At 48.7% G+C, this 26,306-nt stretch carries 24 protein-coding genes; 16 read left to right on the plus strand and 8 right to left on the minus strand.

The annotated features are described in order from the left end of the window. Window positions 1-27: 27 nt before the first annotated feature. Window positions 28-2,277, minus strand: a complete 2,250-nt coding sequence (locus U5O15_08375) for a patatin-like phospholipase family protein (protein MDZ7860659.1) — start codon at window positions 2,275-2,277, stop codon at window positions 28-30. A gap of 332 nt (window positions 2,278-2,609) precedes the next feature. Here U5O15_08375 and U5O15_08380 point away from each other — a divergent pair, with 332 nt between their 5' ends. Further along, on the plus strand, window positions 2,610-4,379 hold the full coding sequence (locus U5O15_08380) for an amidohydrolase family protein (protein ID MDZ7860660.1): 1,770 nt from the start codon (window positions 2,610-2,612) through the stop codon (window positions 4,377-4,379). Then, window positions 4,351-5,148 carry a SagB/ThcOx family dehydrogenase gene (locus U5O15_08385; GenBank protein MDZ7860661.1) on the plus strand — a complete coding sequence of 266 codons (798 nt, stop codon included), beginning with the start codon at window positions 4,351-4,353 and terminating at the stop codon, window positions 5,146-5,148. Before U5O15_08380 ends, U5O15_08385 begins: the two co-directional genes overlap by 29 nt. Before the next feature lie 103 nt (window positions 5,149-5,251). Here the strand turns inward: U5O15_08385 and U5O15_08390 are convergent, their stop codons facing one another. Beyond that, window positions 5,252-5,626 carry a YccF domain-containing protein gene (locus U5O15_08390; GenBank protein ID MDZ7860662.1) on the minus strand — a complete coding sequence of 125 codons (375 nt, stop codon included), beginning with the start codon at window positions 5,624-5,626 and terminating at the stop codon, window positions 5,252-5,254. A gap of 467 nt (window positions 5,627-6,093) precedes the next feature. On the opposite strand from U5O15_08390, the gene U5O15_08395 reads away from it, so the two are divergent. Beyond that, window positions 6,094-7,797, plus strand: a complete 1,704-nt coding sequence (locus U5O15_08395) for a T9SS type A sorting domain-containing protein (protein MDZ7860663.1) — start codon at window positions 6,094-6,096, stop codon at window positions 7,795-7,797. Between the two features lie 122 nt (window positions 7,798-7,919). Here U5O15_08395 and U5O15_08400 read toward each other — a convergent pair whose 3' ends face one another. The 4 genes from U5O15_08400 to U5O15_08415 all read right to left on the minus strand — a co-directional run bounded on the left by U5O15_08400 (window position 7,920) and on the right by U5O15_08415 (window position 11,363). Further along, complete coding sequence (locus U5O15_08400) at window positions 7,920-8,585, minus strand: flavin reductase family protein (GenBank protein ID MDZ7860664.1); 666 nt, start codon at window positions 8,583-8,585, stop codon at window positions 7,920-7,922. Window positions 8,586-8,779: 194 nt separating this feature from the next. Beyond that, complete coding sequence (locus U5O15_08405) at window positions 8,780-9,781, minus strand: radical SAM protein (protein ID MDZ7860665.1); 1,002 nt, start codon at window positions 9,779-9,781, stop codon at window positions 8,780-8,782. Continuing rightward, window positions 9,781-10,686 (minus strand): NAD(P)/FAD-dependent oxidoreductase, encoded by a 906-nt coding sequence (locus tag U5O15_08410; protein MDZ7860666.1) that lies wholly within the window; start codon window positions 10,684-10,686, stop codon window positions 9,781-9,783. The genes U5O15_08405 and U5O15_08410 overlap by 1 nt, the downstream gene beginning before the upstream one ends. Then, window positions 10,683-11,363, minus strand: coding sequence for an isochorismatase family protein (locus tag U5O15_08415; GenBank protein MDZ7860667.1), 681 nt, complete (start codon window positions 11,361-11,363; stop codon window positions 10,683-10,685). Before U5O15_08415 ends, U5O15_08410 begins: the two co-directional genes overlap by 4 nt. Before the next feature lie 332 nt (window positions 11,364-11,695). Here U5O15_08415 and U5O15_08420 point away from each other — a divergent pair, with 332 nt between their 5' ends. Continuing rightward, entirely contained in the window at window positions 11,696-13,648 is a 1,953-nt protein-coding gene (locus U5O15_08420; GenBank protein ID MDZ7860668.1) for a prolyl oligopeptidase family serine peptidase, read from the plus strand. A 98-nt stretch (window positions 13,649-13,746) separates the two neighbouring features. Here the strand turns inward: U5O15_08420 and U5O15_08425 are convergent, their stop codons facing one another. Further along, window positions 13,747-14,577, minus strand: coding sequence for a M48 family metallopeptidase (locus tag U5O15_08425; GenBank protein MDZ7860669.1), 831 nt, complete (start codon window positions 14,575-14,577; stop codon window positions 13,747-13,749). A gap of 329 nt (window positions 14,578-14,906) precedes the next feature. Here U5O15_08425 and U5O15_08430 point away from each other — a divergent pair, with 329 nt between their 5' ends. Then, on the plus strand, window positions 14,907-15,521 hold the full coding sequence (locus U5O15_08430) for a 3'-5' exonuclease (protein MDZ7860670.1): 615 nt from the start codon (window positions 14,907-14,909) through the stop codon (window positions 15,519-15,521). Between the two features lie 236 nt (window positions 15,522-15,757). After that, window positions 15,758-16,138 carry a hypothetical protein gene (locus tag U5O15_08435; GenBank protein MDZ7860671.1) on the plus strand — a complete coding sequence of 127 codons (381 nt, stop codon included), beginning with the start codon at window positions 15,758-15,760 and terminating at the stop codon, window positions 16,136-16,138. A gap of 39 nt (window positions 16,139-16,177) precedes the next feature. On the opposite strand, the gene U5O15_08440 is transcribed toward U5O15_08435, so the two are convergent. Continuing rightward, on the minus strand, window positions 16,178-17,824 hold the full coding sequence (locus tag U5O15_08440; protein MDZ7860672.1) for an NFACT RNA binding domain-containing protein: 1,647 nt from the start codon (window positions 17,822-17,824) through the stop codon (window positions 16,178-16,180). 131 nt (window positions 17,825-17,955) lie between these two features. Between U5O15_08440 and U5O15_08445 the strand changes: the two genes are divergently transcribed. The 10 genes from U5O15_08445 (at window position 17,956) to U5O15_08490 (ending at window position 26,286) form a co-directional block, all read left to right on the plus strand. Next, window positions 17,956-18,831 carry a YicC/YloC family endoribonuclease gene (locus tag U5O15_08445; GenBank protein ID MDZ7860673.1) on the plus strand — a complete coding sequence of 292 codons (876 nt, stop codon included), beginning with the start codon at window positions 17,956-17,958 and terminating at the stop codon, window positions 18,829-18,831. Window positions 18,832-18,904: 73 nt separating this feature from the next. Then, window positions 18,905-19,144, plus strand: a complete 240-nt coding sequence (locus U5O15_08450; protein ID MDZ7860674.1) for a DUF370 domain-containing protein — start codon at window positions 18,905-18,907, stop codon at window positions 19,142-19,144. 42 nt (window positions 19,145-19,186) lie between these two features. After that, complete coding sequence (gene gmk, locus U5O15_08455; GenBank protein ID MDZ7860675.1) at window positions 19,187-19,753, plus strand: guanylate kinase; 567 nt, start codon at window positions 19,187-19,189, stop codon at window positions 19,751-19,753. Window positions 19,754-19,870: 117 nt separating this feature from the next. Continuing rightward, entirely contained in the window at window positions 19,871-20,080 is a 210-nt protein-coding gene (locus U5O15_08460) for a DNA-directed RNA polymerase subunit omega (GenBank protein ID MDZ7860676.1), read from the plus strand. 13 nt (window positions 20,081-20,093) lie between these two features. Beyond that, window positions 20,094-21,296 (plus strand): bifunctional phosphopantothenoylcysteine decarboxylase/phosphopantothenate--cysteine ligase CoaBC, encoded by a 1,203-nt coding sequence (coaBC, locus tag U5O15_08465; GenBank protein MDZ7860677.1) that lies wholly within the window; start codon window positions 20,094-20,096, stop codon window positions 21,294-21,296. A gap of 2 nt (window positions 21,297-21,298) precedes the next feature. Further along, window positions 21,299-22,180, plus strand: a complete 882-nt coding sequence (locus tag U5O15_08470) for a uracil-DNA glycosylase (GenBank protein ID MDZ7860678.1) — start codon at window positions 21,299-21,301, stop codon at window positions 22,178-22,180. A 34-nt stretch (window positions 22,181-22,214) separates the two neighbouring features. Next, window positions 22,215-23,597, plus strand: a complete 1,383-nt coding sequence (gene dnaB / locus U5O15_08475; GenBank protein ID MDZ7860679.1) for a replicative DNA helicase — start codon at window positions 22,215-22,217, stop codon at window positions 23,595-23,597. Window positions 23,598-23,746: 149 nt separating this feature from the next. Then, window positions 23,747-24,526: an ABC transporter permease gene (locus U5O15_08480; protein ID MDZ7860680.1), complete on the plus strand. Its 780-nt coding sequence runs from the start codon at window positions 23,747-23,749 to the stop codon at window positions 24,524-24,526. 55 nt (window positions 24,527-24,581) lie between these two features. Beyond that, entirely contained in the window at window positions 24,582-25,319 is a 738-nt protein-coding gene (locus tag U5O15_08485; protein MDZ7860681.1) for an ABC transporter ATP-binding protein, read from the plus strand. A 70-nt stretch (window positions 25,320-25,389) separates the two neighbouring features. After that, window positions 25,390-26,286: an MlaD family protein gene (locus tag U5O15_08490; GenBank protein ID MDZ7860682.1), complete on the plus strand. Its 897-nt coding sequence runs from the start codon at window positions 25,390-25,392 to the stop codon at window positions 26,284-26,286. Window positions 26,287-26,306 lie beyond the last annotated feature (20 nt).

A 26,306-nucleotide genomic window follows, 5' to 3' on the forward strand; every position in this document is an offset into this window, starting at 1 on the left:
AAAACCGATAAGCCTATTGTCAATCCCTCACCTCCCCCCGATACCCACCCTCCAGTGATTAAAGGACTGCCCCAGAAACAGGTAATAGTTGCTTCGGCCGCCTTCGGCTACCCCGTAAGCGGCGTAGACAGAACCTATGATCGTATTAATTCCCAGGAAAGCGGACCCTGAGGCAATCCCCCTGTCGAACTTGATATCATCTCTTTTATCGAAAACATTTCCGTATTCTAATGAAAAACCCGCGTACAGGGGCTGCATGAGAACGTTTCCGAGCCTTCGATAGAAGGTCGCCGAGACGAGCCCCGCCTGCTGTCCTCTGAGCTCATTTCGTTCCAGTCCGGAAAGCCTTGTGAATCCTCCGAGTTGAAACAGGTTCTGAACAGAAGTGCTGTCGCCGCTGGTCGTAGCGAACAGTCCGCTTAAAAGAGCAGTATTTTTCCCTATTGTATAGGCAAGAGAGCCTTCTGCCGTATATTGCTCATAGTTTCTGTCAGAACCTATATCCTTTCTTCCCGCGGCGGCTCTCAGTCTCAGGGCGCTTCCCGAATTGGGAAACATCAGGTTATCCAGTTCGTCAATGAAGATCTGAGCGAATGCCTCGCCCCTTTCGAAATACCGGTTGGGAAGGGCGGGATTCCCCACCTGTATGTTGAACTCACCCGTTTCTCTTAGCAGGCCGGCTCGTATCTCTCCCCAGGTGCCCAGCTCGCGGCCGGCGGCGAGTTCGCCTCCGTATCGCCTGATGTTGTATTCGCTAAGTTTGTTCCCTTCGGAATCGAAGACGCTCCATGCTTTCTCTCCGGCAATTGCTCTTAGATGAATAAAGTATTTCAGCCTGTGCTCGAGCGGCTGGTAGAGCTCAGTGAATACTCCCGGTTCCTGTCCTATCTGAAAACCGGTCCGCCATTCCCCGTTGAGGCTGTTGACGGCGGTTCTGGTATATGCCGCAGCCATGTTGAAGTTCGGCCCCTCGAAATCCTCGAACACCGCTATTCCGAAATTAAGGTAGTTCGGCCCCCAGGATGCCTCTCTGGCTGTGATGGTAAGTACGGTTTCTTCATCCTCTTTTGTTATGTCATAGTAGACAGATTCAAAAAGCTCCAGGCCGTAGATCCGGTTCAGATTGTTCTCCAGCATGTCCAGATCGAGGCATTCTCCTCCCTTCTGTCTGACCCGTTCTTTTATCACCAGATCGGAGAGGCGCGAGTGATTTACGATCCTGATCCTGTCTATAACGGGAGGCCTGGTATCTCTCTTTCTGTTCGACAGATACTCTCTGTAATCTTTTTTGCTTACCGAGAGCTTCTTTAAATATTCTAACGCTTCGGCGGCGGCATCTCTTCCTTTGGGGATCGCCTCTGCCGCCCTGTCGAACGAGGCGGTGGAAATTTCTCCAAGGTCTGGCCTTATAAATATATCCCGATCTGTAAGTGACGCGATCTGTTCTTCGGTGTTCCTCCTTGTCATGATAGTAGTAAGTTGGTTGGTAATGGAGAATACCGATCGAAGCTCCCGGCGTTCTTTAAGCGGAGAGCTTATATCAACGGCGATTACTATATCGGCTCCCATCTCACGGACAACATCTATGGGGAGGTTGCTGCTGATTCCTCCGTCAACCATGAGGTCGCCCTTAACCACTCTGGGCGAGAAAACCACAGGGATCGACATGCTCGCCCGCATCGCAAGGGCAAGGTCTCCCTCTCCTATCACCACCGCGCGGCCGGTTTCAAGATCGGCGGCTACCGCTCGGAAGGGTACTGACAGATCATCGAAATCACGCACAGTTACCACCGGAATCGTATAGCGCTTGAGAAGAAGATCGATGTCCTGCCCGTCAATAAGCCCTGAGGGAAGTTCTAACCCATCGCTGGATATACCCGGCCGGTTCTTTATCAGATAGAGGTCATCGTCTCTCTTTCTGCGGAAGGATCTATCCTCCCTGAGTATCCTGTCTGTAAACGCCTCTTCCCAGTCAACCCTGGATATCACCGTTTCAAGCTCACCTGCGGACATGCCGGAGGCGTACAGCCCCCCGACGATAGAGCCCATGCTTGTTCCCGCGATAAAGTCAACCGGGATCTGATGTTCCTCTAGCACCTGCAGAACGCCTATGTGAGCGGCTCCTCTGGCTCCCCCGCCGCTAAGAGCCAGGCCTATCCTGGGCCGGGCTGAAGTCTCAGCTGTGTCTGCCGACCCGGAGGCAGCCGCAATGATAAATATCAGAGCTGATATTATATAACACGTGTATTTGATCTTTAATATACGCGGATAGGTCATAATTTTATTTAATCATAAACAATAGAATCACGCGACATCTTTTCTGTAAATTTTGTTAGCTGGCCAAGCGTCTGTCTGCCTCCTGCCGCTTACGGCGCGTTATAAGGTATTCCCGGTCTCTTTTGCTGTTACATGCCCGATATGGTCTCCGCCGCCGCATATTAAGAAATTGAATAATAAGAGTCACGAATGGGAGAACGATCCTCTTCCCGTTCACCGCTTCGAGAGGAAGGCCGGGGGAGGAAGACAGAATTGAGACCAATGTAAATACAAACAATTAATTTACATATTACAACACTAGAGACGAGACCGGCAGGCAGGAGTATCTCTTGATGAAAATGCTGGAAGAATGCCTCGAAGAGGATATATACTGTGTGGGAACTCTGAATTTAAAGGGGGCAGATATGATATTTAAGAGATTGCTTTCGGCGGCAGCTGTGGTTCTTCTTCTGGCCGGGGGATGCTCGGAAGAGAAGAATTCCCGGCCAGCTGACCTGGCGGTTAAGAACGCGAAGGTTGTGACTATAGACAGTGATAATCCCCGTGCTGAAGCGGTAGCTGTGGCGGGAGAGAAGATCATAGCGGTCGGCTCCAACTCGGAGATAGAAGAATATATAGAGGAGGGAAAGACCGAGGTGATAGATGCCGCCGGACGCCTCCTGGTGCCCGGCTTTAACGACGCGCATATTCATTTCGGCTCGATAGACCCGGATTACATAGACCTGAGGTATATTACAGAACCGGCTGTTATCACAGAGAGGGTCAAAGAGAAGGTATCCGAGGCGGAGCCGGGAGAACTGATAAGGGGCGGAAGGTGGGAGCACGAGCTGTTCCCCGATAAAAAATGGCCAACGAAGGAGCTGATAGATCCGGTCTCTGCGGATAACCCGGTTGTACTGGGCAGGGTGGACGGGCATTCCGTGCTGGTTAACAGCTATGTGCTGAAGATGTCCGGGATTGACAGGGACACCCCGGACCCGCCCGGTGGAGAGATTCAGAGAGACCCTCAGACAGGGGAGCCTACCGGGATACTGAAAGAATCCGCGGAGAACCTGATTGAGTATTCGGAGAGTAAGGAGAAACAGGACGGCCGGAAAGAGAAGGTCAGGAGATGGCGAGCCGCGTTTGATATGGCGGCGAGAAAAGGCGTTACCAGCATTCAGCTTCCCGAAGACGCCGATTTTGCCATATACTGTCAGTTCATGGACAGGGGGGAGCTGACCCTGCGTGTGGATGTATCCAAACGGCTGACAGCTGACCTGGATAAATTAATCGAGTATCAGAAGCTCAGGGAGGAGTATCCCCGCGGCGGCAACTGGATACGTTTCGGCATATTAAAGGACTTCATGGACGGAACCCTCGGTTCCGCCACCGCCATGATGTTCGAACCTTTCGCGGGACAGCCGGAGAATACCGGGCTGCCCCAGATGAAATACGGTGAGCTGGAGCGGCGGGTGGTAAGAGCGGACAGTATGGAGTTTCAGATAGGGATCCACGCCATCGGAACCAGGGGGAACCACTGGGTACTAAACGCCTATCAGAAGGCTCAGGAAGTAAACGGGAAGAGGGACAGCCGGCACCGGGTAGAGCATGCCCAGATACTTATAGAGGATGATATCCCCAGGTTTGCCCGGTTGGGGGTTATCGCCTCCATGCAGCCGACCCACTGCATCACCGACAAGCGTTTCTGCGAGAAGAGAATCGGAAGGGACAGGAGTCGCTGCGCCTACGCCTGGAAGAGCCTGCTGGAGGCGGGAGCGGATCTGGCCTTCGGGACCGATTACCCGGTGGAGCCGATAGATCCGCTGCAGGGCCTGTACGCGGCTGTCACCAGAAAATCCCGTGCGGGCGAAGAGGCAAAAGGATGGTTCCCGGAGCAGAAGCTCACCATGGAGAAGGCTATCGAGCTGTATACGCTCGGCTCCTCTTACGCCCAGTTCATGGAGGACAGGAAGGGGATGATCAGGAAGGGTTACCTGGCCGACATGGTAATATTCGACAGCGACCTTATGAGCATACCCTCGGAGGATATCATGAAGGCCAGGGTGGATTATACCGTTGTCGGAGGGGACGTTGTGTACAGAAGGGGTGCCGAGAAGTAACAGCGCGCCGAGGCGGCGCGGAGAGGAGAGAGGTAAAGTGATAAAAGTTAAAGGGTTAATTATGTTGAAGCTGATCTGCCTGCTGCTTGTGTCCGCAACGGCCGGACAGTCCTTCGCCGACGGACCGCGGGAGATAAAGCTTCCTGAGCCGGCAAAAGACGGTTCCCTCTCGCTGGAGAAGGCCCTCAAGCAGAGGCGCTCTGTGCGAAGCTATCTTTCAGAGCCGATCTCGCTGGAAGAGCTATCGCAGCTTCTCTGGGCGGCTCAGGGGATAACCAAAAGGATGGACAAGCCGGCTCACTGGCCGGAAGAGAGAGAATGGTTCGGCGGGCTCAGGACCGCCCCCTCGGCGGGAGCGCTCTATCCCCTGGAGATTTATGTGGCCTCCGGCAGGGTGAGCGGCCTGGATGCAGGGTTGTATAAGTATATTCCAGAGAAGCATTCCCTGGTACCGCAAAGCGGAGAGGATCTGCGGGATCACCTCGCCGAAGCCGCACTGGGCCAGAGTTATGTCAGAGAATGCGCGGCTGATATAATCATCACCGCGGTATATCAGAGGGTCGAGGGCAAGTATGGGAAAAGGGCCGATCTTTATGTGCCGATGGAGGCGGGTTCGGCTGTTCAGAATATCTATCTCCAGTGCGAGCCGCTGGGGCTGGGCACCGTGGTTATCGGGGCCTTCAGCGAGGATAGGGTGAAGGACGCCCTGGAGCTTCCCGGCAGCGAGCGGCCAATGGCGATCATGCCGGTGGGAAGGAAAAAGAAGTAACGGCCGCCCGGAACATTTCTGTCTGAAGGGGCCGTTCGGCCACACAGATCTTTGCTGATTTTCCGGTATATGGAAGTTACATTAGGGATGCTGCCTGCCGGCTCTACCGGCGGCAAGTATATCCGAACGGGGTTAATGAAAGGGTCGCGAGCTTCATGTGCTGTCTGGCAAAGGGGATCCCTATGATGGTTATGGCACACAAAAGACCGAATATCAGGTGAGTTACCGCTACCCAGAATCCCCCGAAGATAATCCACAGGATATTCATCAGGATGGAGAGAAATCCCGATGAGGATCCGGTTTGACGGATTTCCCTTCCAAAGGGGGAGATGGCCAGGAATGATAATTTGATGCATTGAATACCGAAGGGGATTCCTATTACAGTGAGGCAGAGAATCAACCCTCCCAGCAGATATTCCAGAAACAGAAATATTCCGCCCCCTAAAATAATCCACAGAATGTTTCCGAGCAGGCTCATATTTTCATCTCCGTGTTAAATTGCCGCGAAATACCTTTTATTCAGTTCGCGGATTAATGATTTTCAATTTCCGGCCGGATTCTCCGGAGTATCTGCTGTTCAGGATGATCATTCAATCAAACTGCGGGAAATTATACTACCGCCCGCTATAATTATAAAGGGAATTATCGAAAATCACGCCGGGCGCTCTGATGCGTTAAAGATATTCCTCATCTCTTCTGCCCTCTCCGATAATGACTGCAGAGGAGCGTTCGGAGCGGCAAGGGAAACCGGTGAAGGCGCCTCAGAGAGAACGTCCGGCAAACCATCCCGCCCACTCTTAGAACCTTCCTGATATCTGAAACAGCACTTGATTATTATAAATATTAATTTTTTGAACGATTCATTTCATTGATTTGTGATACAATGCAGCTATTATTCCGATTATCAGATTTTAAGGGTTAAACCTGAAACAAAAGGGGAGCGCTATGAAGAAGAAAATTCATTTTCTCGCAGTCTATTTCTCGGCAACAATTATTTTATTTCTGCTCCAAGCAAACAGCGTTTTAGCATTTGAACCGCTATTTTATTCCTCATTGTCATATGACGTTGGTGATGGTCCCGAATCAGTCTTTGCGGGAGATCTTGACGGAGACAGCGACCTTGACCTTGCCGTAGCGAATAATAACAGCTACAACGTATCAGTTCTCCTTAACAACGGAGACGGCACATACGCGCCTGCTGAAAATTATGTTGCCGGTAATGGTCCCGCGTCAGTCTTTGCGGGAGATTTTGGCGGAGATGGTGATCTTGACCTTGCCGTAGCGAATAATAACAGTTACAACGTATCAGTTCTCCTTAACAACGGAGACGGCACATACGCGGGGGCTGTAAATTATTCAGCCGGTGATGGTCCCGCGTCAGTTTTTGCGGGAGATTTTGGCGGAGATGGTGATCTTGACCTTGCCGTAGCGAATAATAACAGTTACAACGTATCAGTTCTCCTTAACAACGGAGACGGCACATACGCGGGGGCGGCAAATTATTCAGCCGGTAATGGTCCCGCGTCAGTCTTTGCGGGAGATTTTGACGGAGACAGTGACCTTGACCTTGCCGTAGCGAATAATAACAGTTACAACGTATCAGTTCTCCTTAACAACGGAGACGGTACATACGCGGGGGCGGCAAATTATTCAGCCGGTGATGGTCCCGCGTCAGTTTTTGCGGGAGATTTTGACGGAGACAGTGACCTTGACCTTGCCGTAGCGAATAATAACAGTTACAACGTATCAGTTCTCCTTAACAACGGAGACGGCACATACGCGGGGGCGGCAAATTATTCAGCCGGTAATGGTCCCGCGTCAGTTTTTGCGGGAGATTTTGACGGAGACAGTGACCTTGACCTTGCCGTAGCGAATAATAACAGCTACAACGTATCAGTTCTCCTTAACAACGGAGACGGTACATACGCTGGGGCTGTAAATTATTCAGCCGGTGATGGTCCCGCGTCAGTTTTTGCGGGAGATCTTGACGGAGACAGCGACCTTGACCTTGCCGTAGCGAATAATAACAGCGACAACGTATCAGTTCTTTTTAACAACGGAGACGGTACATATGACAGTACTCCGACTATGCTACATTCGTGCATGTGTTCTTTAAGCGAAGATGGAGTAGAGATTTCATGGCAACTGTCAGAGGCTGGTAAGTCTATGGACTTCTCAGTTTACCGTGAAGAAGAAGGAAGCGGCAGATTTCTTCCGATACAGGCTGAAATTGCCAGAACAGAAGAATTATCCTACAAGATAGTTGATAAGAGCTACGAGCCCGGGTCAAGCTACAGATACAGGGTGGATGTAATAGACGATGAGAGCATGCGCATGCTCTTTGTAACTGAAATAGTTAAAACCGAGACTCCAAAACTTGCCCTCAGCCAGAATTATCCGAATCCATTTAATCCTTCCACTACTATTTATTACAGCATACCGGAGAGATCTCGTGTGACTCTTGATATCTATGATGTATCAGGCAGAAGGATCGTAAGGCTTGAAGATTCAGTTAAAAAGGCCGGCAGGCATAAGAAGGAGTGGGCGGGACGCAATAAAGACGAGGTTATGGTTTCAAGCGGGGTCTATTTCTACAAATTGACAACGGGCAAGAAGAGCATAACGAAAAAGATGATTCTTCTCAGGTAGAATGTTGTTATTCCGGGAAACCGGCTGATTTCAGGCATAGCAAAACTTCCTTAAGCCATGCTCCGGGCTATATGCCACTCTGAGAGTTAATTAACCGCCATTATCGAAGGCGTCCGCTACGCCTATTTCTCTTCTTCAATCTCCTTTGCCAGCGCTCCAACAGAACCGATATGATCTCCAAGCCTGTAGAATCCCCATCCGCCAACGCTGTAAATAAAGGGGGCGAGCTTCTCCGGGTCAGGCATGCCGTTTTCCCCCAGTATAGAGGTGTCTGATTTGACATCCATGATTTCTCCTATGTACATGGTGTGAAGACCGAGCTCAACTGTTTTTATCAGCTTGCATTCCACGTTGAGGGGATATTCTTTTACGTAGGGCGCGTTTACCAGCTTGCTCCTTACAGGCGTAAGGCCGGTTTCTTTGAATTTGTCTCTGTCCCGCCCCGAGACTGTCCCCGCGAAGGCGGCTGAAGCAGCGTTATCTACCGAAGGGATGTTAACGGTATAAGCTCCGCTCTCCTTGATATTACCGTGCGTATAGGTTGCCTCCCTGAGTGAGATCGTAACGCATGGAGGCTTTGAGCAGCAGACACCGACCCATGAAGCTGTCATAATATTCGGCTCTCCCTCTTTGTCGTACGAGCCTATTATCCAGACCGGCGAGGGTGGCACTATCGTTTTAGCTCCGAGAGATTTCTTTCCGTCCTCCGCGGCCAGAGAAACAGCGGGCGTAAAAAATATAATAACCAGTGCCGTGATAAACGCTTTTTTAAACTTACGAATCATCATAATTATCCTGGCCCTCCTTTTGATTAAAACCATTGATTACCCGCTAATTCTATTTTAATAAAAATGATACTGCAACCCAAATTCCGGCTAAAGGGCTGACCGCGGGCTACTTTTATAAAACCTGTAATTTAAATATTCAATATTCATATTGCAATAATGGCAGAACCCGCCGTGGTTTAACATGGATCACAGAATCAGGCGTTATTCTCCGCCGGTCTTTTTCTTACGTTCCCAGCCGTTGTTTCAAAGCTTGTCTTCTGGAATCTAACTCCGTATGCTTTTTCCAGCTTTTCTGAGGAACTGAGATATTTCTGCACATATTGTCCGCAGTTGCTTCCTATCCTGTTCTCGCGGGTTTCGCCGATACTTAGAATAACTTCGTATCCCGCGTTTCTTAGTTTTCTTATGAGGTTGTCGTTCCCGGGGCCGGGTTGCTGCGGGTCGATAAAAGATTCCAATCTGTTTTGAGCTGCCTTATATGTGGGGTTAAGAGGTGTAATTTTAATAAGAAATTTCTCAGGCGAAAAATATTTTCCCAGAACAAAGGGGTCAATTGCCATATCTTTGGCGAGGGCAAAATTCAGAGTTAATTTTCTGTCTCCTTCTTCAAAGAATTTCTCGCCGTATTTGGCTATCTCGCCGAAGCTCCATTTGGCTGCCGGTATGACCTCGTCTCTTTGTTTTATATCTGTTGAATGTATGGAAAACTGAAGCTGGTATTTTCCCTTTGAATACAGCCTTTTCTTGATTTCCGACAATCTGCCGAAGAAGTCTCCGCTTCCGGCGGGAGCAATTGTGGACAGCGAGGGAATTAGCCCCGGCGCGTTATACATCTTTGGAAGTTCCTCGAGAACGTCAAGGACCGCGCTGTTTAGCGCCGGCTCCCCCATTCTTGAAAACTGGATTTTGAATTTTTCAGCCGGCACATTACCGCCGGGATATCGTCTTCTGATCAAAAAATCAATCTGATCTGTTATTTGTCCCTTTGTAAGTTTCCCGCTATAATCTCCGCCGGCATCACACATTTTGCATCCGACGGGGCAGCCGAACAATGTAGATACTATTATCACCCATTTCTTTTCCCTGGGGATGGGGGGTTGTACGGATTCAACAAACTCTACGGCTTTTCCGTTGTCCATTTGAGCAAGGTATACTGTCGCGATATCTTCTGTTCCGGTGGATTTTATTACTTCCATCAGTTTTCACCGTTTCTGTTTGTTTCTTTCCGGGCTTCAAGGGCTTTTGCTATCTTCATGGCAGTCATTATTCCCTCTCCTGATGCGATGGAGACCTGCCTGTATAAAGAGTTTGCGGCATCACCGATAATGTATAAAAGCTTTTTCTCGAGAAGTTCATTCTTCTGCCTGCCGGAGATTGAGGAAAGGAAGGCCGTTTCCGGCTCCCTCCCTACGGCAAACAGAAGGAAGTCAGAGCTGATTTCACAGCGCCTGCCGGCTTGAATGCAATCCAGCAGAATCTCATTCTCCTTACTCCTGACAGTTGAAACTCTTATGTTGTCGAGATATTTTATTCGAGGATTTCTCTTTGCTCTTTTCTCAAGCAGAGGTAGACACTTTACGATCCCAGAACGGTTCAGTATGGTAACATCGTTTCGCGCCGAGAGGAAGAGCGCGTAGTCAAACGCCGCGTCCCCCGCCCCCGCTATTGCCACCCTGCTCTCTTTTAAATCCCGAAGCGGATATACTTCACTGTAAACTCTCCCCTCAAGTCTCTCCGGAACAGAAACAGGTGCCGGCTTAGGTTTCGTTCCTGATGCCGCTACAACAATATCGCTGGAAAATTCAGAATCCCGCGTATTTATCAGAAATCCGTTTTCTCCCCATGCGACCGAATCAGCTTTCTCGTTTATGACATTGATCTTGTTTTCTCTTAAGTGCCTGCGAAACAGATCTGTAAGGGCTTCTCCGGATATACCGTCCGGGTATCCCAAATAGTTTTCAACAAGATTAGCATTCCTGACCAATCCCCCAATCCGGTCTCTTTCGAAGATTCTGAAGGGAATGTCATACCTTTTAAGCTGCACCGCGCAGGCTATTCCCGCGGGGCCGGCTCCGATTATGGAAACCCGGATATCATTCATTGGAAACTCCCCCGATCTTTCTCGTCTTTCATAAGGACGGCTAATACCTCATTGACCAGAACGGGGCAGCCGAATCCATGAGAGATATTCAGAAGCGTCGCCCTCTGGAGCTCTATGGAATATGTAGCCGTTCCGTCTGCAAGAAAGAACACGTCGAACCCTCTGGTGAACGCGGCGCGCGCGGTTGTTTCGCAGCAGAGGTGGGTCATTACTCCTCCAATGACAATCTGTTTCGCTCCTTTCTCTGTGAGAAAGTTTTGAAGATCTGTATTCAGGAAGGCGTCGTATTGCGTCTTTACGAGCTGTTTTGTGCCGGGCTGGCGGAATTCAGGAATAATTCGGCTCATGGGATTATCTTCGGTTATCATATCATTCCACCAGCGCGCCATGGAGCCGGCGTTTTCCTCAGTATTGAGATGCCTTGTCACCACAACGGGAAGATGGTTTTTCCGGAATTCCAGAACCAGCCTTTTTAATCCCGGAATAATGCTGCCGGCATCCCGGATATAGGCATGGGAAGAGGGGTCTAGAAAAAATCTCTGCATATCCAGAATAATGAGAGCTGTCTTTTCCGGCATCAGGGACGGCTCCCTTCCTCGCCTTAATATATCAAGCTCCTCTTGTGAGATATAGTTTGTGATCGCGTTTCCCTTCGAACCGGAGTTATTCCTTTTCATATTCATATCCTTTGGTTTGGATGAATATACTATACGTTTTTTGATGAGATAAATAAAGTTCTGTAAAAAAAAGATTCAATCACGGCGGAACATATTGTAAATATCAGCGCGGGTAAATCGATCTATGAAGAAGAACAGTCCTATGGTGAAATAAATTTGATGACTTTTTCGATTGCGGGTATAAAACTCTGGCATAGTGTGAGTCTAATATGTAAAATAATGTTCTGCCGCTGATTTTAATATCTGTTAATTCAGCGGCGCGCGGTATATGAATGAGGCTGTATAGAAAAAAAACGCCTGTCACCGTTTGTTTAAATCAGAGGAGGTTTGTTATGAAAAAGTCGCTCATACTGACTTTGGCCCTTGTGGTGGCTGTTCTCGCGGCCGCCCGCCCCGCTCTCGCAGTTGAAAGAAGAGAAGAGGGAAAACTGGTCATAGAGGGGATCCCGGAGATACCTCGGGAGATCAAGGACCGGATGGTGCAGTTCAGGAATGTCCGCGGAGCGAGAGGAATTGGATGGGATGCCGAAGGGGACGGGATCTACATCAGCACCAGATTCGGAGAAACAAGCCAGATACACTACGTGGCAAAACCGGGAGGGGCGCGAAGACAGCTAACTTTCTTCAGCGAGCCCGTAAGCGGAGCCGCGGTTTGCCCCGATCCCGAGAAGGATCTGCTTCTCTTCTCTAAGGATACAGGGGGGAACGAATTTTATCAGATATTCTATTTCAATGTTAAGACTGGAAATTACGAAATGTTAACAGACGGCGCTTCCAGAAACGGAACCTCTTCCTGGTCTAACGGAGGGGACAAGTTTGCGTTCTACACGACGAAGCGAAACGGGCGCGACTGGGACCTGCATCTTATGGAGCTCAGCGAAAAGGGTAAGTCCCGCCCCATCCTTGAGGAAGGCGGGTTCTGGTTCCCGGGAGAATGGTCGCCGGATGACGGGAGGATCCTCGCCGGAAGGTATGTGTCGGCGAACGAATCGTACGGCTACGTTCTGGATGTTGAAACCGGAAAGCTTGCTCAGGTAGATCCGGCAGAGGAAAAGGTATCCTACGGAGGAGCAGTGTGGGCTAAGGACGGGAAAGGCCTCTATTATACATCGGATAAGGGTTCGGAGTTTAAGAATCTCCGTTACTGGGATTTTAAGAAAAAGAAGTCAAAGGTTCTTACCGGAAAGATCAACTGGGACGTAGGACAAATCTCGATGTCTCATAACGGCAGCAAACTTGCCTTCACGGTAAACGAGGACGGAATCGAAGCGCTTTACATAATGGACGTTGAAGATGAGAAATACGAAAAGGTGCCTGGTATTCCGCTTGGCAGGATAGGAGGGCTGGACTTTCATCCGGAAGATAAGAGTATAGCGGTTACGATTTCTACTTCCAAAACCACGGGAGACGCTTATGTTCTCGATCTGGAAAGCTACGGGCTTACCAGGTGGACTTTCAGTGAGATAGGGGGGCTTGACACTGACTCTTTCGCGTCGCCCGAGCTGTTTCATTACGAGACGTTCGACGAGGTTGACGGCGAGCCGAGAGAGATTCCCGCCTTCTGCTATGAGCCGAAGAACGCCGAGAAGCCCTGCCCCGTTCTAATTTACATCCACGGCGGGCCGGAGGGACAGTACGTTCCTTACTTTTCGTCGCTGTGGTCCTATACGGTAAACGAGATGGGTATCGCTATGATAGCTCCGAATGTCAGAGGGTCGAGCGGTTACGGAAAGACCTACCTCAAGATGGATAACGGTTACAAGAGGGAAGATTCCGTAAAGGATATCGGAGCGCTTATAAAGTGGATAAAGAAACAGCCGCGGTTCGATCCTGAGCGGATCGCCGTGTACGGAGGTTCATACGGCGGCTATATGACATACGCCGCGATGACCCATTACAACAGCGAAATCAGATGCGCTATAGATAATGTGGGGATAAGCAACTTTGTAACTTTCTTAGAGAACACGAAGGAGTACCGTCGTGACCTTAGAAGGGTCGAATACGGCGACGAGCGCGATCCGGATATGAGAGAGTTTCTGCTCAAGATATCCCCTACCACGAACGCTCACAAGATCACAAAACCGATCTTTATAATTCAGGGCCTCAATGACCCGCGCGTTCCAGCGAGCGAGGCGGAGCAGATGCTCGCCGCGGTGAGAAAGAACGGTGGAGACGCCTGGTACCTTCTCGCGAAGGACGAAGGGCACGGCTTTAAAAAGAAATCGAACAGGGACTACATGGCTTATTCGGTCGTTATGTTCCTCGAGAGATTTCTCCTCGACTGAAAGTTCAAGCTGGATTAAAAAGTAAAATTGTTCGGGCCGGATAATTTATCCGGCCCTTTTTTTTGCCTGCATTTTTGTCGAGAGACGTACCCTAAAGGCTACTTGCCGTAGTATTTCAGCGCCTCCGGCAGAAGCTTTTTAAGATCGTCCACCCTATTCTGATCGGAAGGGTGTGTGCTTAAGAACTCCGGCGGGGCGTTTCCGTCCTTTTCGGCCGCCATTCGTTTCCAGAATGAGACCGCTTCGCGGGGGTCGTAACCCGCCATAGCCATAAATATCAAACCCAGATGATCGGCTTCCGATTCATGCAGGCGGCTGTAGGGCAGCATAGCTCCAAGCTGAGTGCCGATACCGAAGGCGGTCATAAACAAAGCCCGTGTCTTCTCCGGTTTCTCTTCAATAGCTTTTGAGAGCGCCATGCCGCCCAATTGCGCCATCATCTGATGACTCATGCGTTCACTGCCGTGTTCTGCAATGGCATGGGCTATTTCATGACCCATGACTACCGCCAGTCCTTCCTCGGTTTTAGTTACAGGCAGGATACCCGAATAGATTACCACTTTACCTCCGGGCAAACACCACGCGTTGACCTTGCTGTTGTCAACGAGGTTGAATTCCCAGGCGTAACCCGACAGATGGGCGGACATTCCTTCCCGGGCAAAGTATCTCTCCACTGCTTCTTTGATTCTCCTTCCCGCGCGCTTTACCATCTTCGCGTCGTCTGTTCCCTCGACAACAGGGTTGCTTTTAAGGAACTCGTCATACTGGGCGAAACTCATGGCATGTATCTCGGAATTAGGAATGAAGTTGACCTGCTTGCGTCCCGTAAGGGGAACAATCGCGCAAGAGAAGAGAAAAGCCGTGATTAAGATTACAGGCAGGACTTTCATCAGAGATATATTAAAACCGGATTTGCAGATTATTTTCATCTTTTACCTCGCATTTCCCTTTATTAATTATGCTTCACCTTCTGATGTTAATCAGTTTAGTCAATGCCCAGGAAGAGTTACTATTAAAAAAGACAATTTTTAAGCCGATACCATTATAACCGGCCGGGGGTTTTCAGTAAAGTTCTTTTCATGCTTAGATCAATCAGCCGCATACTATCACAAATCACCCTCTACCTTATAGGTTATAAAAATTGGAAAAACTCCACTAAATGTATAAATTGAACCTGTGCCGTGTTGACTGTATAATAGAAAAAAGATCTTTCAAGCGGAGTTCTATCTTACAATAAATAATGTGCCGAGTGGATATTATGGCTTATAAGTTCATAATCTTTGATGTTGAGACCAATGGGTTGATGCCGGCCTTCAATTCAGTTCTCAGTTTCTCCGGATTGCATGTCAGTACATTTCGTGACGGTGATTACAGACGTTTCGAGGTCAAAGAGGAATTTGACAGGTATTATTACTCGATAGAACCGTATAATCCGGAAGCTCTAAGAGTTAACGGTCTGACCGCTGATGTTATAAAGCACAAGCGCGGGCAGGGAGATAATCGTTATCCCTCTTATTTTAATCAGGATAAAGAGGTCGTCGTGTTCTGCGGGAAGGCGGACCTCGCGGTTTGTCATAATAGCCCTTTTGATACGGGGTTTTTACTGACTGCTCATAATTATGAATTTAAGAAAAATTTCTGCACGATGAGAAATTTTACCGGAACCTGCGCGATCGCCCATAAATATTACGGGATGAAATGGCCAAAGTTGGAGGAAGCCGTTGATATAATCTGCGGCAGGAAAAATTTTGATTTTCATGATTCTCTCTCAGATTGCTACGCTGTCCTGGAATTACTGAGAACAATGGCAAACAGCCGGGAAGGCTCAAAGGATAATGCCTGGCCGGACAAGTTTGATGAAATATTCAGATAAATAAAGCGGCGGAATCAACGCCAAACGGTCCGGCATTGAGCTTGTGATCCGTTTTTTTTTAGCCCCGGCCGCCGCCGCTATTTACAGGTATAGCGCTGGCGGATAGAAATTGTTGTTTTATTTTACGGGGGAATGTGGTATAATACGCCTTGAAAACACACCAGTGAATAACACCGTGTGAAAAGGAAACAGAGTCTTAAATAAAGCGGAGTAAATCCGCTTATGGAAGGGATGATATGTGGAAAGGAACCTTGGTGGAGAATTCCATTAAAGTCTTTTTCGCGGTGGTTCTGCTGTTTCTTCTCGCCAGTTCATTAGTTTACGCGGGAGACGAAATGGGAATCCCGGTTGACGTTAAGACGGGCGGCGGTTATTCGTTTGTTTATCTTAACGAAACCCTTTTCAGCATTTACTCGAGCGGGGAATATTACATCAGCTTCGAAGAGTATGACAGCGAATGGGTATTGGTAGACATCGTTCCCTACGGGGAAAAACCTGATGAATACAGCCCGGTTTACATACAATGGGATGCTTTCGATCCCGTTGTAATTACGCTTGACTCTGATGAGGGCGAGACCTATCTTCTGGGATCAGAAACTGGTTACGCGGAAAAATAGGCGAGGCAGCAGTTGTTCGGTTTGTCTGCCAGAGCTGAATCAGTCTGAAGACGGAATCGAAGGATGGACAAACAGGACTGTTTCTCGTTCAATCGCCGCTGTACCGGGGGGGGATTTTTTAGGTTTCCGGACATACCTCTTCTCAGTATAAGCTACCGGCACAATTTTAGAATTTCTTGCCTTGCTGTAATAGGCGGCTATCGAGGCCGTTGTTTTTAGAATATCGGGAGGGGTGGACGGGTTGCCTCCCTTGAGGATAACATGAGAGCCCGCGATTCCTTTGGCATGAAACCATAAATCTCTCTTTGAAGAGAACTTATGCGTTAAGAGATCATTTTCCCCGGCATTTCTGCCGACAAATACAGTGTGGTGTTTATCAAGCACAAATCTTCTAAAGTCTTCGCCGGGTTTTTCTCTCTGCTGTGAAGAAGGCCTGTCCCGCTGAGGGATTAATTCTAAAAGTTCGCCCGGGTTCTTGATCTTCAGCAATTTATCCAGCGAATCAGACCGCGCCGATATACTCTTTTCGACCGCCCTTAGTCTCCGCTTGATTTTCTTGCGCCCCTTCTTCCCCTTTTGGGCTTTCTTGAAGTATTTCTGAATGTTCTGCTGGGGGCCGAGGGTGCTGTCAAGGGGTATAATGATTTCTTCTTTCTCAGAGAAATCGGGAAGAGTTATCTTCTCCATTCCCTTTTCTAATTTGCCAAAGTGTGTCGTTAGAAGGTTGCCGTAGAGGTGGAATTCTTCAGAGCGCGCGGCTTTATCTAAGTCCTTTGAAAGGTTTTTCCTCAGGCGCCTGAGCCGCTTTAACTCTTTCCCTGCTTCTTTTGCGGCCCTGTTCCTTAAGGTTTCAACAAAGAGGGGCAGAACCGTACGCTCCGCGTGCAAGCCGGCCGCTTCGCTATAGTCTTCCGACTCGATTATCCTCTGTCCGACGGGAAGCGAAATAGGATATAACACAGTTTTGGCCCGCTCTTTTTCTTCTAACCCGCAGACATTCCATTTGTAATTTCCGTCTTTCATCCTGTCTCTTATCCGGCGCGTCATATCCCAGACGGAATCGGGATCGCCCCCGCTTTCCCTGATTATTGCCCGGGCAAGAAGGGGGTCTAAGCCGTTTATAAGGTTAAAAAGCCGGCCGTGAAGGGAGTTTTCAGATACCCCCGCGTCTTCCAGAAACCCGCCCGGTTTCCTGTCAGGCATTGTCAGGAGCGAAAAGTTTTGGGTGGCGGGCACATCGTCGGGCGATCGCGGAGTAATTGATTTTGTAGGGTTTACAGTGGATATCACTCTCTTTTTTTCTCCGCCGAAGAGTGTCGCGGGGGAGTTAGACGGTATAAAATCGAGTCTTAACACGAAATCTCTATCTCTTCCCCAGCTTCCTGGCGCGGTCAGATTGATGAGAATGATCCTGTTTGTTCCGGGTGTCTTAACGCCGGTTACCGTGCATCCCGCGGTCTGTTTAAACAGGTCCGCGGAGTGTTCTCTGCCTGCTATAAGTGAATTTGAGGGAACAAGATCTCTCTCGGGGCCGGAAAAAAAGATATGTATATATGAAGACCAGCTCGAAGAGAGTGATATTGTAACTAAGCCCGGATACTGATAAATTCCCCTTATAACGCTGTTTTTAAGACGCGCGTTTAGAAGAGGGCCGAGTGCGTATGCTGTAAGGCTGTTCATCAGCATAAGATAATAAGGATATGTGAAGTTTAAGTCAAAATTTTTATCTTAACTTTTAATATTTAGTCTCTTTACAATTAAGCGCGGGTGGCTGTAGAATAGCTGTTGAATAATATTACCGCCTACTGGAGGAATAAATGATTTACAGCATGACTGGATACGGAAAAGGAAAAGTTAAAGTTGACGGCGGCTCTATGATGACGGAGATCAGGACGGTCAATCACAGGTTCATGGATTTTTCGATCAAGCTGCCCCCGGAGATGAACGAGTTTCAGAGTTATATTGAAAAGAGAGTGCGTGAGAAAATCAGACGGGGAAGGGTCTACATAAAGGTTTCTTTTGACAAAAATACTGCCGTTCTTCAAAGTGGCATTAATAAACCCCTTCTGAAAAGTCTCTACAGAGAGGTTAAGAAGTTTGCCTCATCTGAAGGTATTCCGGGCGAGGTCGATATAGCTTCTTTACTTTCATTCCCCGACGCTTTCAGATGCAGGGAAACAAAAATCCCTAAAGGTAAGATCAAGACGGCTATAAAAGAATCCTTAGACAGTGCCCTGGACGGGTGTGTTCGAATGAGGGAAAAAGAGGGGAGTATTCTCAAGAATGATATTGAGCGGAATATCAAAAAGATCGAGAAATCTGTAGAAAGTATAAAGAAGAGAGCCCCGGGCGCGATAGAAAGGGCGTTCTCCAGGTCCAGAAAAAGGGTGAAAGAGATGCTGGGCAGCTTGAAGATAGATGAGAAGCGCTGGCTGACAGAGGTTGCTATTATGGCTGATAAGGCCGATTTCTCAGAGGAGCTTGTCCGGCTCGATTCACACGTCGTTCAGTTCTCGCGGGAGCTTGAAAAGGGAGGGCAGATCTCTAAAAAGCTCACATTTATGCTTCAGGAGATTCACAGGGAGATTACAACGCTGGGCAACAAGGCCTCGGACACTAAAATAATAAACAGATGTCTGGATATTAAGGAAAAGGCGGAGAGAATCAGAGAGCAGGTTCAAAATCTCGAATAGCCGTGGTTTAGACGGCCGGGGCAGTGTGTAACTAGTAATACAGTTAGTATTCTTAAAAGGATTTGAAGGCGGAATGATGCTCAATATCGGATTCGGCAATGTGGTGGCAAAAGATAAGATCGTAGTTATATCAGCCTGTGATTCATCGCCGGTTCGCAGGTACAGGGAGGAGAAGGCAGGCAGAGGCAAATTGATAGACGTAACGCAGGGGCGGAAAACACGGTCTGTTATTTTTACTACTTCCGATCAGCTGATCCTGTCCGCCGTGGCTGTGGAGACTCTTGTGCGCCGGCTAAGGGAAGCTCAGAGTTAAGAGCTCTGGAGGTGTGATATCATTCGCTTAAGAGAACCTTTCGTGATAGTAATCTCCGGTCCGTCCGGAGTTGGCAAGTCAACTGTAAACAGGCACGTGCTTGCCAGATTTGATAATTTAAAGGAATCCATATCCTTTACAACCCGCCCTCCCCGCGAGGGTGAAGTTGACGGAGAGAGCTATTTCTTTACAGACAGTGAGGATTTTAAAGATAGAATAGAAAAGGGAGAGTTTATCGAATGGGCTGAAGTCTACGGCAATCTCTACGGAACAAGCATCGGTTACGTTGAAGAGAAGATCGGGGAGGGATGGAACGTGGCTCTGGAATTGGATGTTCAGGGCGGTCTGGCGTTGAAAGAGAAGATCCCCGACGCTGTTTTGATAATGATACTCCCACCCTCGCTTGAGCAGCTCGAGAGCAGGCTGAGAGGGCGAAAGACAGATGATAAGCAGGCGGTCAGAAAGAGACTCGATAACGCCAGGCGTGAAATGGATTGTTCCGGGAAGTACGATTACGTTGTTGTAAATAAACAGGTTGAACGCTGCGTCGAAGATATTTGTACGATAATCAAGGCGGAATCGATGCGCTCGGAAAGAGCTGATTTGTGAAAATAGGTTGATTATCAGAGAAAATTATATTTAATTATACTTTCTCTGATCGATTATGTAAATTGTTCTGCGAAGTGGGTTGTTTACCGTAATTCGACAGTATGTTAAGGGGTCGCTATGGATATTGAAGTTATGGAAAAATTCCTCAATATGGACAAGAACCGGTATGAGATTGTAAGAGTAGTCTCTAGCGAGGCTAAGAGAATAAGCGCGCTTCTGCGGCTTTCCGGTGAAGAGGTTCAGGAGAAGGTCACTACAATAGCGCTGAGACGCGTTGTTGAAGGGAAAGTAAAGTATAAATATGCAAAGTCATCGGGGGAAGAATAAATATCAGAAAAGCTTGAATGAAAGAAGAATCCTTCTCGTTGCCACAGGCGGGATATCCCTCTACAAGTCCGTTTATCTGGTTCGTCTGCTGGTACGCGGAGGGGCTCGGGTCAGGGTCGTGATGACCAGAGCCGCGACCAGATTTGTAACTCCGTTAACATTTGAAACATTATCGTCTAACCCTGTGCGGGTAGAACTGTTTGATCAAAGGGACACGCCGGAAATTCCTCATATTGATCTGGCCGGCTGGGCCGAGAGGATTATAGTAGCTCCCGCGACGGCTGACTTTATGGCTAAAATGAGCGCCGGTATAGCCGACGATCTGGCAAGCTCTGTTGTGTGCGCCGCCGGATGCCCCGTGCTTGTAGCTCCGGCCATGAATGAAGGAATGTGGCTTAATCCGGCGACACAGAGGAATATCAAGACGCTGAGGGAAGATAATAGGGTTATTATCGAGCCCGGTTCCGGAGACCTTGCCTGCGGTGAAACGGGCAGGGGAAGAATGATGGAACCGGAAGATATAAAGCGGAGGATCGCGAGCTCATTTGAGGGTGGGGGCCGGCTTGAAGGAGTAAGGGTTCTCATAACGGCCGGAAGGACTGAAGAAGAGATCGACAGCGTTCGGTATATATCGAACAGATCTTCCGGAAAGATGGGTTTCGCCATAGCAAAGCAGGCAGTGAATATGGGAGCTGAGGTTTCACTTATTCACGGACAGGCCGATTTTCCTCCCCCACGGACAGATGCCGTTACGAGAGTAAAAACCGCGGCTGAAATGAAAGACGCGGTTCTAAAGTTATTCGGCGGCTGCGACGTGCTTATTATGGCAGCCGCTGTCTCGGACTACACTCCCTGCGACCCGAAAGATAAAAAGATCAAAAGGGATAAAGAGAAGCTGTCTATTGAGCTTAAGAAGACAGACGACATCCTCGCTCTGGCGGGAAAAAGAAAGTCCGAAAATCAGCGTGTTATAGGGTTCGCGCTGGAGTCTTCCGGCGGCGAGCGGAAAGCCATGAGAAAACTTAAAGATAAAAATTGTGATTTTATTGTTCTCAACATGATTGGAGAAAAAAGCGGCTTTTCCGTTCCCACAAACAAGATAACACTTTTTGACAAATCGGGGAAGCTGCTCTCAACGCCGGTTGTTTCAAAGGAAGAAGCGGCGGGAATAATATTAAAGGAATTATTGACCCCGGAAAGAAAAAAGAAGGGTTAGAATTGAATCGCGAAGCCGGAACTGATATCCTCTTTGAGGTGAGAAACTACTTGCTCGGAAGATTAAAGAGAGGAAGTAATATTCTCTACCGTACTGAAAAAGAGAGAGCACACGCTGAGAGCACAAAGGATGCCGGCAGCTTCTCCGGTTCCGCCGCGGAAACCGCCAGAGAGGATAAGGGCGAAGGTTATATGAAAAGGGATCATGAGGCTGAAAAGGAAGTAAAAGTTGAGAACGGAATAAGATATTCCGAGCGCGGCCCCTCTCAGGACACTTTGTTCGAGGAGAGATCCTCCGGAAGTGAAGATAAACTCGGCGAACTCGATTTTGAAGGGCTCAAGCTGGAAGTCTCCAGCTGCGCGCGCTGCGGGCTTTCAGAAAAAAGAACGAACACCGTGTTCGGAGCCGGCGGGACATCTTCCGGCATAGTATTCCTCGGGGAAGCCCCGGGGAAGAACGAAGACCTTCAGGGGGAGCCCTTTGTGGGCCGGGCGGGCAAGCTCCTCGACAAAATATTGCGCGCGATAGATCTTGAAAGGGATGAGGTCTTTATAACCAATATTCTGAAATGCCGCCCCCCGGGGAACAGGGACCCGAAAGAGGATGAAATCAGCGCGTGTGAGCCATATCTTAGAAGGCAGCTCGAGCTTTTAAATCCGGCGGTTATTTGCGCCCTCGGCCGCGTCGCCGCGCAGAATCTGCTTAGAAGCAAAACTCCTCTCGGGAAAATGAGAGGACAGATTCACTATTACAATGGGATAAAGACGATAGTGACTTATCATCCGGCCGCCCTGCTGAGGAATCCTCATTTCAAAAGGCCGACGTGGGAAGATATGAAATTACTCAAAACGATCTACAGCGAAGCGAAAGAAAAGGAACTTTAGAAGGTAATCATTCATCTGCCCTATGGAGGGTTTTGTGACAGATAAGATAAAAGAGGATACCGCCGGAATAAATATGGGAAGAGTTCCTCCGCAGTCGATTGAGGCCGAGAGGGCCGTGCTGGGCGGAATGATGCTCGAGGCGGAAGCAGCGCCCAGGGCAATAGAGATCGTAAACAAGGAGGCCTTCTACCATCCGGCGAACTCAAGGATTTTCAGGGCGATGGTCTCCCTTTTTACAAGACGTGAACCCATCGATGTGATGACCCTTTCAGAGGAACTTACGAAGACAGATGACTTGGAGGCTATAGGCGGCATGGCGACTCTCACTGAGCTTGTTGACAGTGTGCCTTCAGCCGCGAATATAGAATACTACTCGAAAATCGTGCTTGAAAAGTATCTGCTCCGGCAGCTTATCCGGGCGTCCACAAAGATTTCGGAGAGCTGTTACAGAGGCCGCACGGACGCGAATTCGATCCTCGATGAAGCCGAGCAGCGTATTTTCCATGTTTCTGAAGAAAGGGCGAGTCAGGGATTTGCTCATATCAAGGATGTTCTCAAAGACCGTTTTGAAGAGATACAGAGAATTCATGAAACGAGAGAGAGTGTAACGGGGGTTTCAAGCGGATTTATTGACCTCGATAAATACACGGCGGGACTTCATGCCGGGGAAATGGTTATAGTCGCGGGGCGGCCTTCAATGGGCAAAACCAGTTTCGCGCTGAACATAGCACAGCATGTGGGTCTCACCGAGAAGAAACCGGTCGCGGTTTTCAGTCTTGAAATGTCGAAGGAACTCCTTGCTCAAAGGATCCTCTGTTCTGAAGGCGAAGTGGATTCACAGAAAGTCAGGAGAGGATTTACATCGGCTAAGGATATAGAGAGGCTTACGAACGCCGCAGGTCTTCTTTCTGAAGCGAAGATATTTATAGACGACACTCCCGCTATAACGCCGCTTGAAATGAGAGCGAGAGCGAGAAGGATGAAGGCGGAACACGACATAGCACTTATCCTCGTCGATTATCTTCAGCTTATACGCTTAGATATCGGGAAGGAAAACAGGCAGCAGGAGATATCATTTATATCACGTTCGCTTAAGGCCCTCGCGAAGGAGCTGAATTTGCCGGTTGTAGCCCTCTCGCAGCTTTCCCGGGCGGTAGAATCACGGGGAGGAGACAAACGCCCGATGCTGTCCGACTTGAGAGAATCGGGAGCTATCGAGCAGGACGCGGATGTCGTTCTTTTTCTTTACAGGCCTGAATTCTATCATCCGGACGATCCGGAACATGAAGGAAAAGCGGAACTGATAATAGGGAAACAGCGTAATGGTCCTACAGGCACCGTTAATCTGTTGTTCGAAAAGAAGTACACGAGATTTCGTTCCCTCACAGACATCGACGTTCCGGGTGAAGTGGACTGATTCTGTCTAAGACCGCCCGTACCTTACGGAAAAAAGTTGATCAGCAGGGTGGTTATATGTGAGGCTGTCAAAAACAGGTTTACCGGGTTTTACGGTATTTGTAATTAGAAGGATTCGGTATAACGATTTATTGAAGGCGGTTATTCAGATTGTTTTTCCTTATAGGCAGACTCATTGTCAATTTCTTAGAAGAGGCGGGGGCGATAGGTCTGCTTATCCTGAGGGTTTTCAGCCGTCTTCCAAAACTGCCCCGTAATCTTCGAAGCCTGTTTAAGCAGATGGAGAGAATAGGGGTCGGGTCGATCCCGCTGGTGCTCGTAACGTCATTGTTTGTGGGCGCGGTTACCGCTGTTCAGGCGGCATACCAGTTTCATGGATACGTACCGCTTCAATACCTCGGCGCCGTAGTCGGGAAAACCGTCACGCTGGAGCTGGGACCCGTTCTTACGGCACTTGTTGTAGGCGGAAGGGTGAGCGCCGCGATGGCCGCTGAACTCGGAACGATGAAGGTCACTGAACAACTCGACGCGATGGAAATGATCGCCGTTGATCCAATCGAATATCTCGTTCTCCCCAGAATAGTCGCCGCTGTTATCATGCTTCCCGTACTGACCGTGTTTTCAGATTTTCTCGCTATTCTAGGAGGTATGGTTGTGGCGAAGTTTTCCATCGGAATAAACTACAACGTTTTTGCCGACGGACTGAAACTCCTCTTCAGATATCAGGATGTCGTCGGGGGATTGATGAAAACCTTTTTCTTCGGATTTATAATCTCGCTCATGGGTTGCTATTATGGTTTCGCGACGAAGGAGGGTGCCGAGGGAGTCGGTCTCTCGACGATGAAAGCCGTTGTCTCGTCCTGCCTTCTGATTCTTGTTTCGAACTATCTGCTGGCGACGATAATATTCCGTATCATATTCGCGGTGTAAAGGCCGGGGGTGAAAGTATATGACAGATAACAGCAAAAGTACAAACAGCCGCCCGGTGATCCGGATTGTCAATATTTCGAAGACCTTTGAAGGGCAGCATGTGCTCACCGGTCTTGATTTGGATGTGTTTAAAGGAGAAACCGTTGTTGTAATCGGGAGAAGCGGATGCGGCAAAAGTGTGCTGCTCAGGAATATCGCGGGCCTGATGAAGCCCGACGCGGGAGAGATCTACTTCGAGAATGAGGATATAACGAAATTCAGCACCAGAAAATTATTTAAAATGAGAATGCACTTTGGTATGCTCTTTCAGGGTTCAGCGCTCTTTGATTCGATGACAGTGGGTGAAAATGTGGCGCTCGCCCTTGTAAAACACACAGAGTATGATATAGGCAGGATAAACCGGATTGTTCTTGAAAAACTGAATCTTGTCGGACTTGCCGACGTTACGGAGAAATACCCTTCGGAATTAAGCGGCGGTATGAAGAAGAGAGTTGCCCTGGCGAGGGCTGTGGCGATGGATCCGGAAGTGGTTCTTTACGATGAACCCACAACGGGACTTGACCCTGTTATGTCAGGTGTGATAAACAGATTAATCCTGAACCTGCAGAAGGAACTGGAGATAACATCTGTTATCGTCACTCACGATATAAAGAGCGCGTATATTGTGAGTGACAGAATAGCCATGCTTCACGAAGGGAAGATTGTATATGAGGGTACGCCCCGGCAAGTTGAAAATTCGGATAATCCTTTAGTAAAGGGATTTGTCGAGGGCAATTTACCGATCGGAACGTAGATAGACAAGCTGCCGCTTAATACAGAGCTGACAGGTTTCAGCTGAACAGGATTATTGACCGAGGAGTAAAATGAAATTCAGATCACTTGAATTGAAGGTGGGAGTTACCGTGGTTGCCGCCCTTTTTATCTTGATAGCCGGTCTTATGTGGTTTGAAGGGGTTAAAATCGGAAGGAAAAGCTATCAGATCTACGCCGTTTTTCCAATGGTTGGCGGAATCAGCCCCGGGGACGCCGTGAATGTAAATGGGGTTGAAAGGGGTGAAGTTCATAATGTCAAACTCTTAAGGGACAGGGTTGATGTGGGGATGAGAATAGACACGGGAACTTTTATTCCGGAGGATTCGAAAGTGATTTTACAATCTCACGGGCTTCTGGGCGAAAGGGTGATTCTGATAGTAAGGGGCACTTCGGAAAAAGCTATTCAGGAGGGCGCCACACTGGAAGGCGTTTACAAGCCCGGGATATCGGAAACATTCTCTTCCCTGAGCGATGTCATGGACGGGCTGAACGATATTTCAGAGAATATAGGGAAAATAAGCCGAATCCTGACCGGGGAAGGCAAATTGAAGAGATCAATAGAGAATCTCGCCGTTATAACAGATCAGCTGAGGAGTTTAATTTCAGAGACATCTCCCGACTTTAAGAAAAGCACGGAGGCTTTCAAGAGCTCGAGCATGAGAATAGATTCCATACTCGGAAGGAATTCAGAAAAAATAGAGAGGATAATTGCCGGGTTCGATACTACAATGGGCAGAATGCCGGTAGTGGTGGGGAGAGTGGACACATTAACGGCCCTTCTCGTTGATATATCCAAAGGACTGAAATCATCCGACTCTACGGCCGGAACGCTTTTGAATGACAGAGAGTTTATTGACCGTCTTCAGAGCACGGTGATTGAGCTCGAGGAACTGATAGAGGATATCAAGAAGAATCCGGGGAAGTATCTGAAATTGGAAATATTCTAACTTAATTATTCAGGAAGAGA

The sequence above is a fragment of the Candidatus Krumholzibacteriota bacterium genome (genome assembly GCA_034520215.1).
Taxonomy (GTDB): domain Bacteria; phylum Krumholzibacteriota; class Krumholzibacteriia; order Krumholzibacteriales; family WJIX01; genus JAGHBT01.

Bases quoted from the DNA above. Each gene is read 5' to 3' on its own strand.
- U5O15_08395 (MDZ7860663.1), top strand. From the start codon at position 6,094: ATGAAGAAGAAAATTCATTTTCTCGCAGTCTATTTCTCGGCAACAATT.
- U5O15_08425 (MDZ7860669.1), bottom strand. From the start codon at position 14,577: ATGAAAATAATCTGCAAATCCGGTTTTAATATATCTCTGATGAAAGTC.
- U5O15_08410 (MDZ7860666.1), bottom strand. From the start codon at position 10,686: ATGAATGATATCCGGGTTTCCATAATCGGAGCCGGCCCCGCGGGAATA.
- U5O15_08420 (MDZ7860668.1), top strand. From the start codon at position 11,696: ATGAAAAAGTCGCTCATACTGACTTTGGCCCTTGTGGTGGCTGTTCTC.
- U5O15_08375 (MDZ7860659.1), bottom strand. From the start codon at position 2,277: ATGACCTATCCGCGTATATTAAAGATCAAATACACGTGTTATATAATA.
- U5O15_08430 (MDZ7860670.1), top strand. From the start codon at position 14,907: ATGGCTTATAAGTTCATAATCTTTGATGTTGAGACCAATGGGTTGATG.
- U5O15_08490 (MDZ7860682.1), top strand. From the start codon at position 25,390: ATGAAATTCAGATCACTTGAATTGAAGGTGGGAGTTACCGTGGTTGCC.
- U5O15_08435 (MDZ7860671.1), top strand. From the start codon at position 15,758: ATGTGGAAAGGAACCTTGGTGGAGAATTCCATTAAAGTCTTTTTCGCG.
- U5O15_08460 (MDZ7860676.1), top strand. From the start codon at position 19,871: ATGGATATTGAAGTTATGGAAAAATTCCTCAATATGGACAAGAACCGG.
- U5O15_08450 (MDZ7860674.1), top strand. From the start codon at position 18,905: ATGATGCTCAATATCGGATTCGGCAATGTGGTGGCAAAAGATAAGATC.
- U5O15_08400 (MDZ7860664.1), bottom strand. From the start codon at position 8,585: ATGATGATTCGTAAGTTTAAAAAAGCGTTTATCACGGCACTGGTTATT.
- U5O15_08415 (MDZ7860667.1), bottom strand. From the start codon at position 11,363: ATGAAAAGGAATAACTCCGGTTCGAAGGGAAACGCGATCACAAACTAT.
- U5O15_08445 (MDZ7860673.1), top strand. From the start codon at position 17,956: ATGATTTACAGCATGACTGGATACGGAAAAGGAAAAGTTAAAGTTGAC.
- U5O15_08380 (MDZ7860660.1), top strand. From the start codon at position 2,610: ATGAAAATGCTGGAAGAATGCCTCGAAGAGGATATATACTGTGTGGGA.
- U5O15_08390 (MDZ7860662.1), bottom strand. From the start codon at position 5,626: ATGAGCCTGCTCGGAAACATTCTGTGGATTATTTTAGGGGGCGGAATA.
- U5O15_08440 (MDZ7860672.1), bottom strand. From the start codon at position 17,824: ATGCTGATGAACAGCCTTACAGCATACGCACTCGGCCCTCTTCTAAAC.
- U5O15_08405 (MDZ7860665.1), bottom strand. From the start codon at position 9,781: ATGGAAGTAATAAAATCCACCGGAACAGAAGATATCGCGACAGTATAC.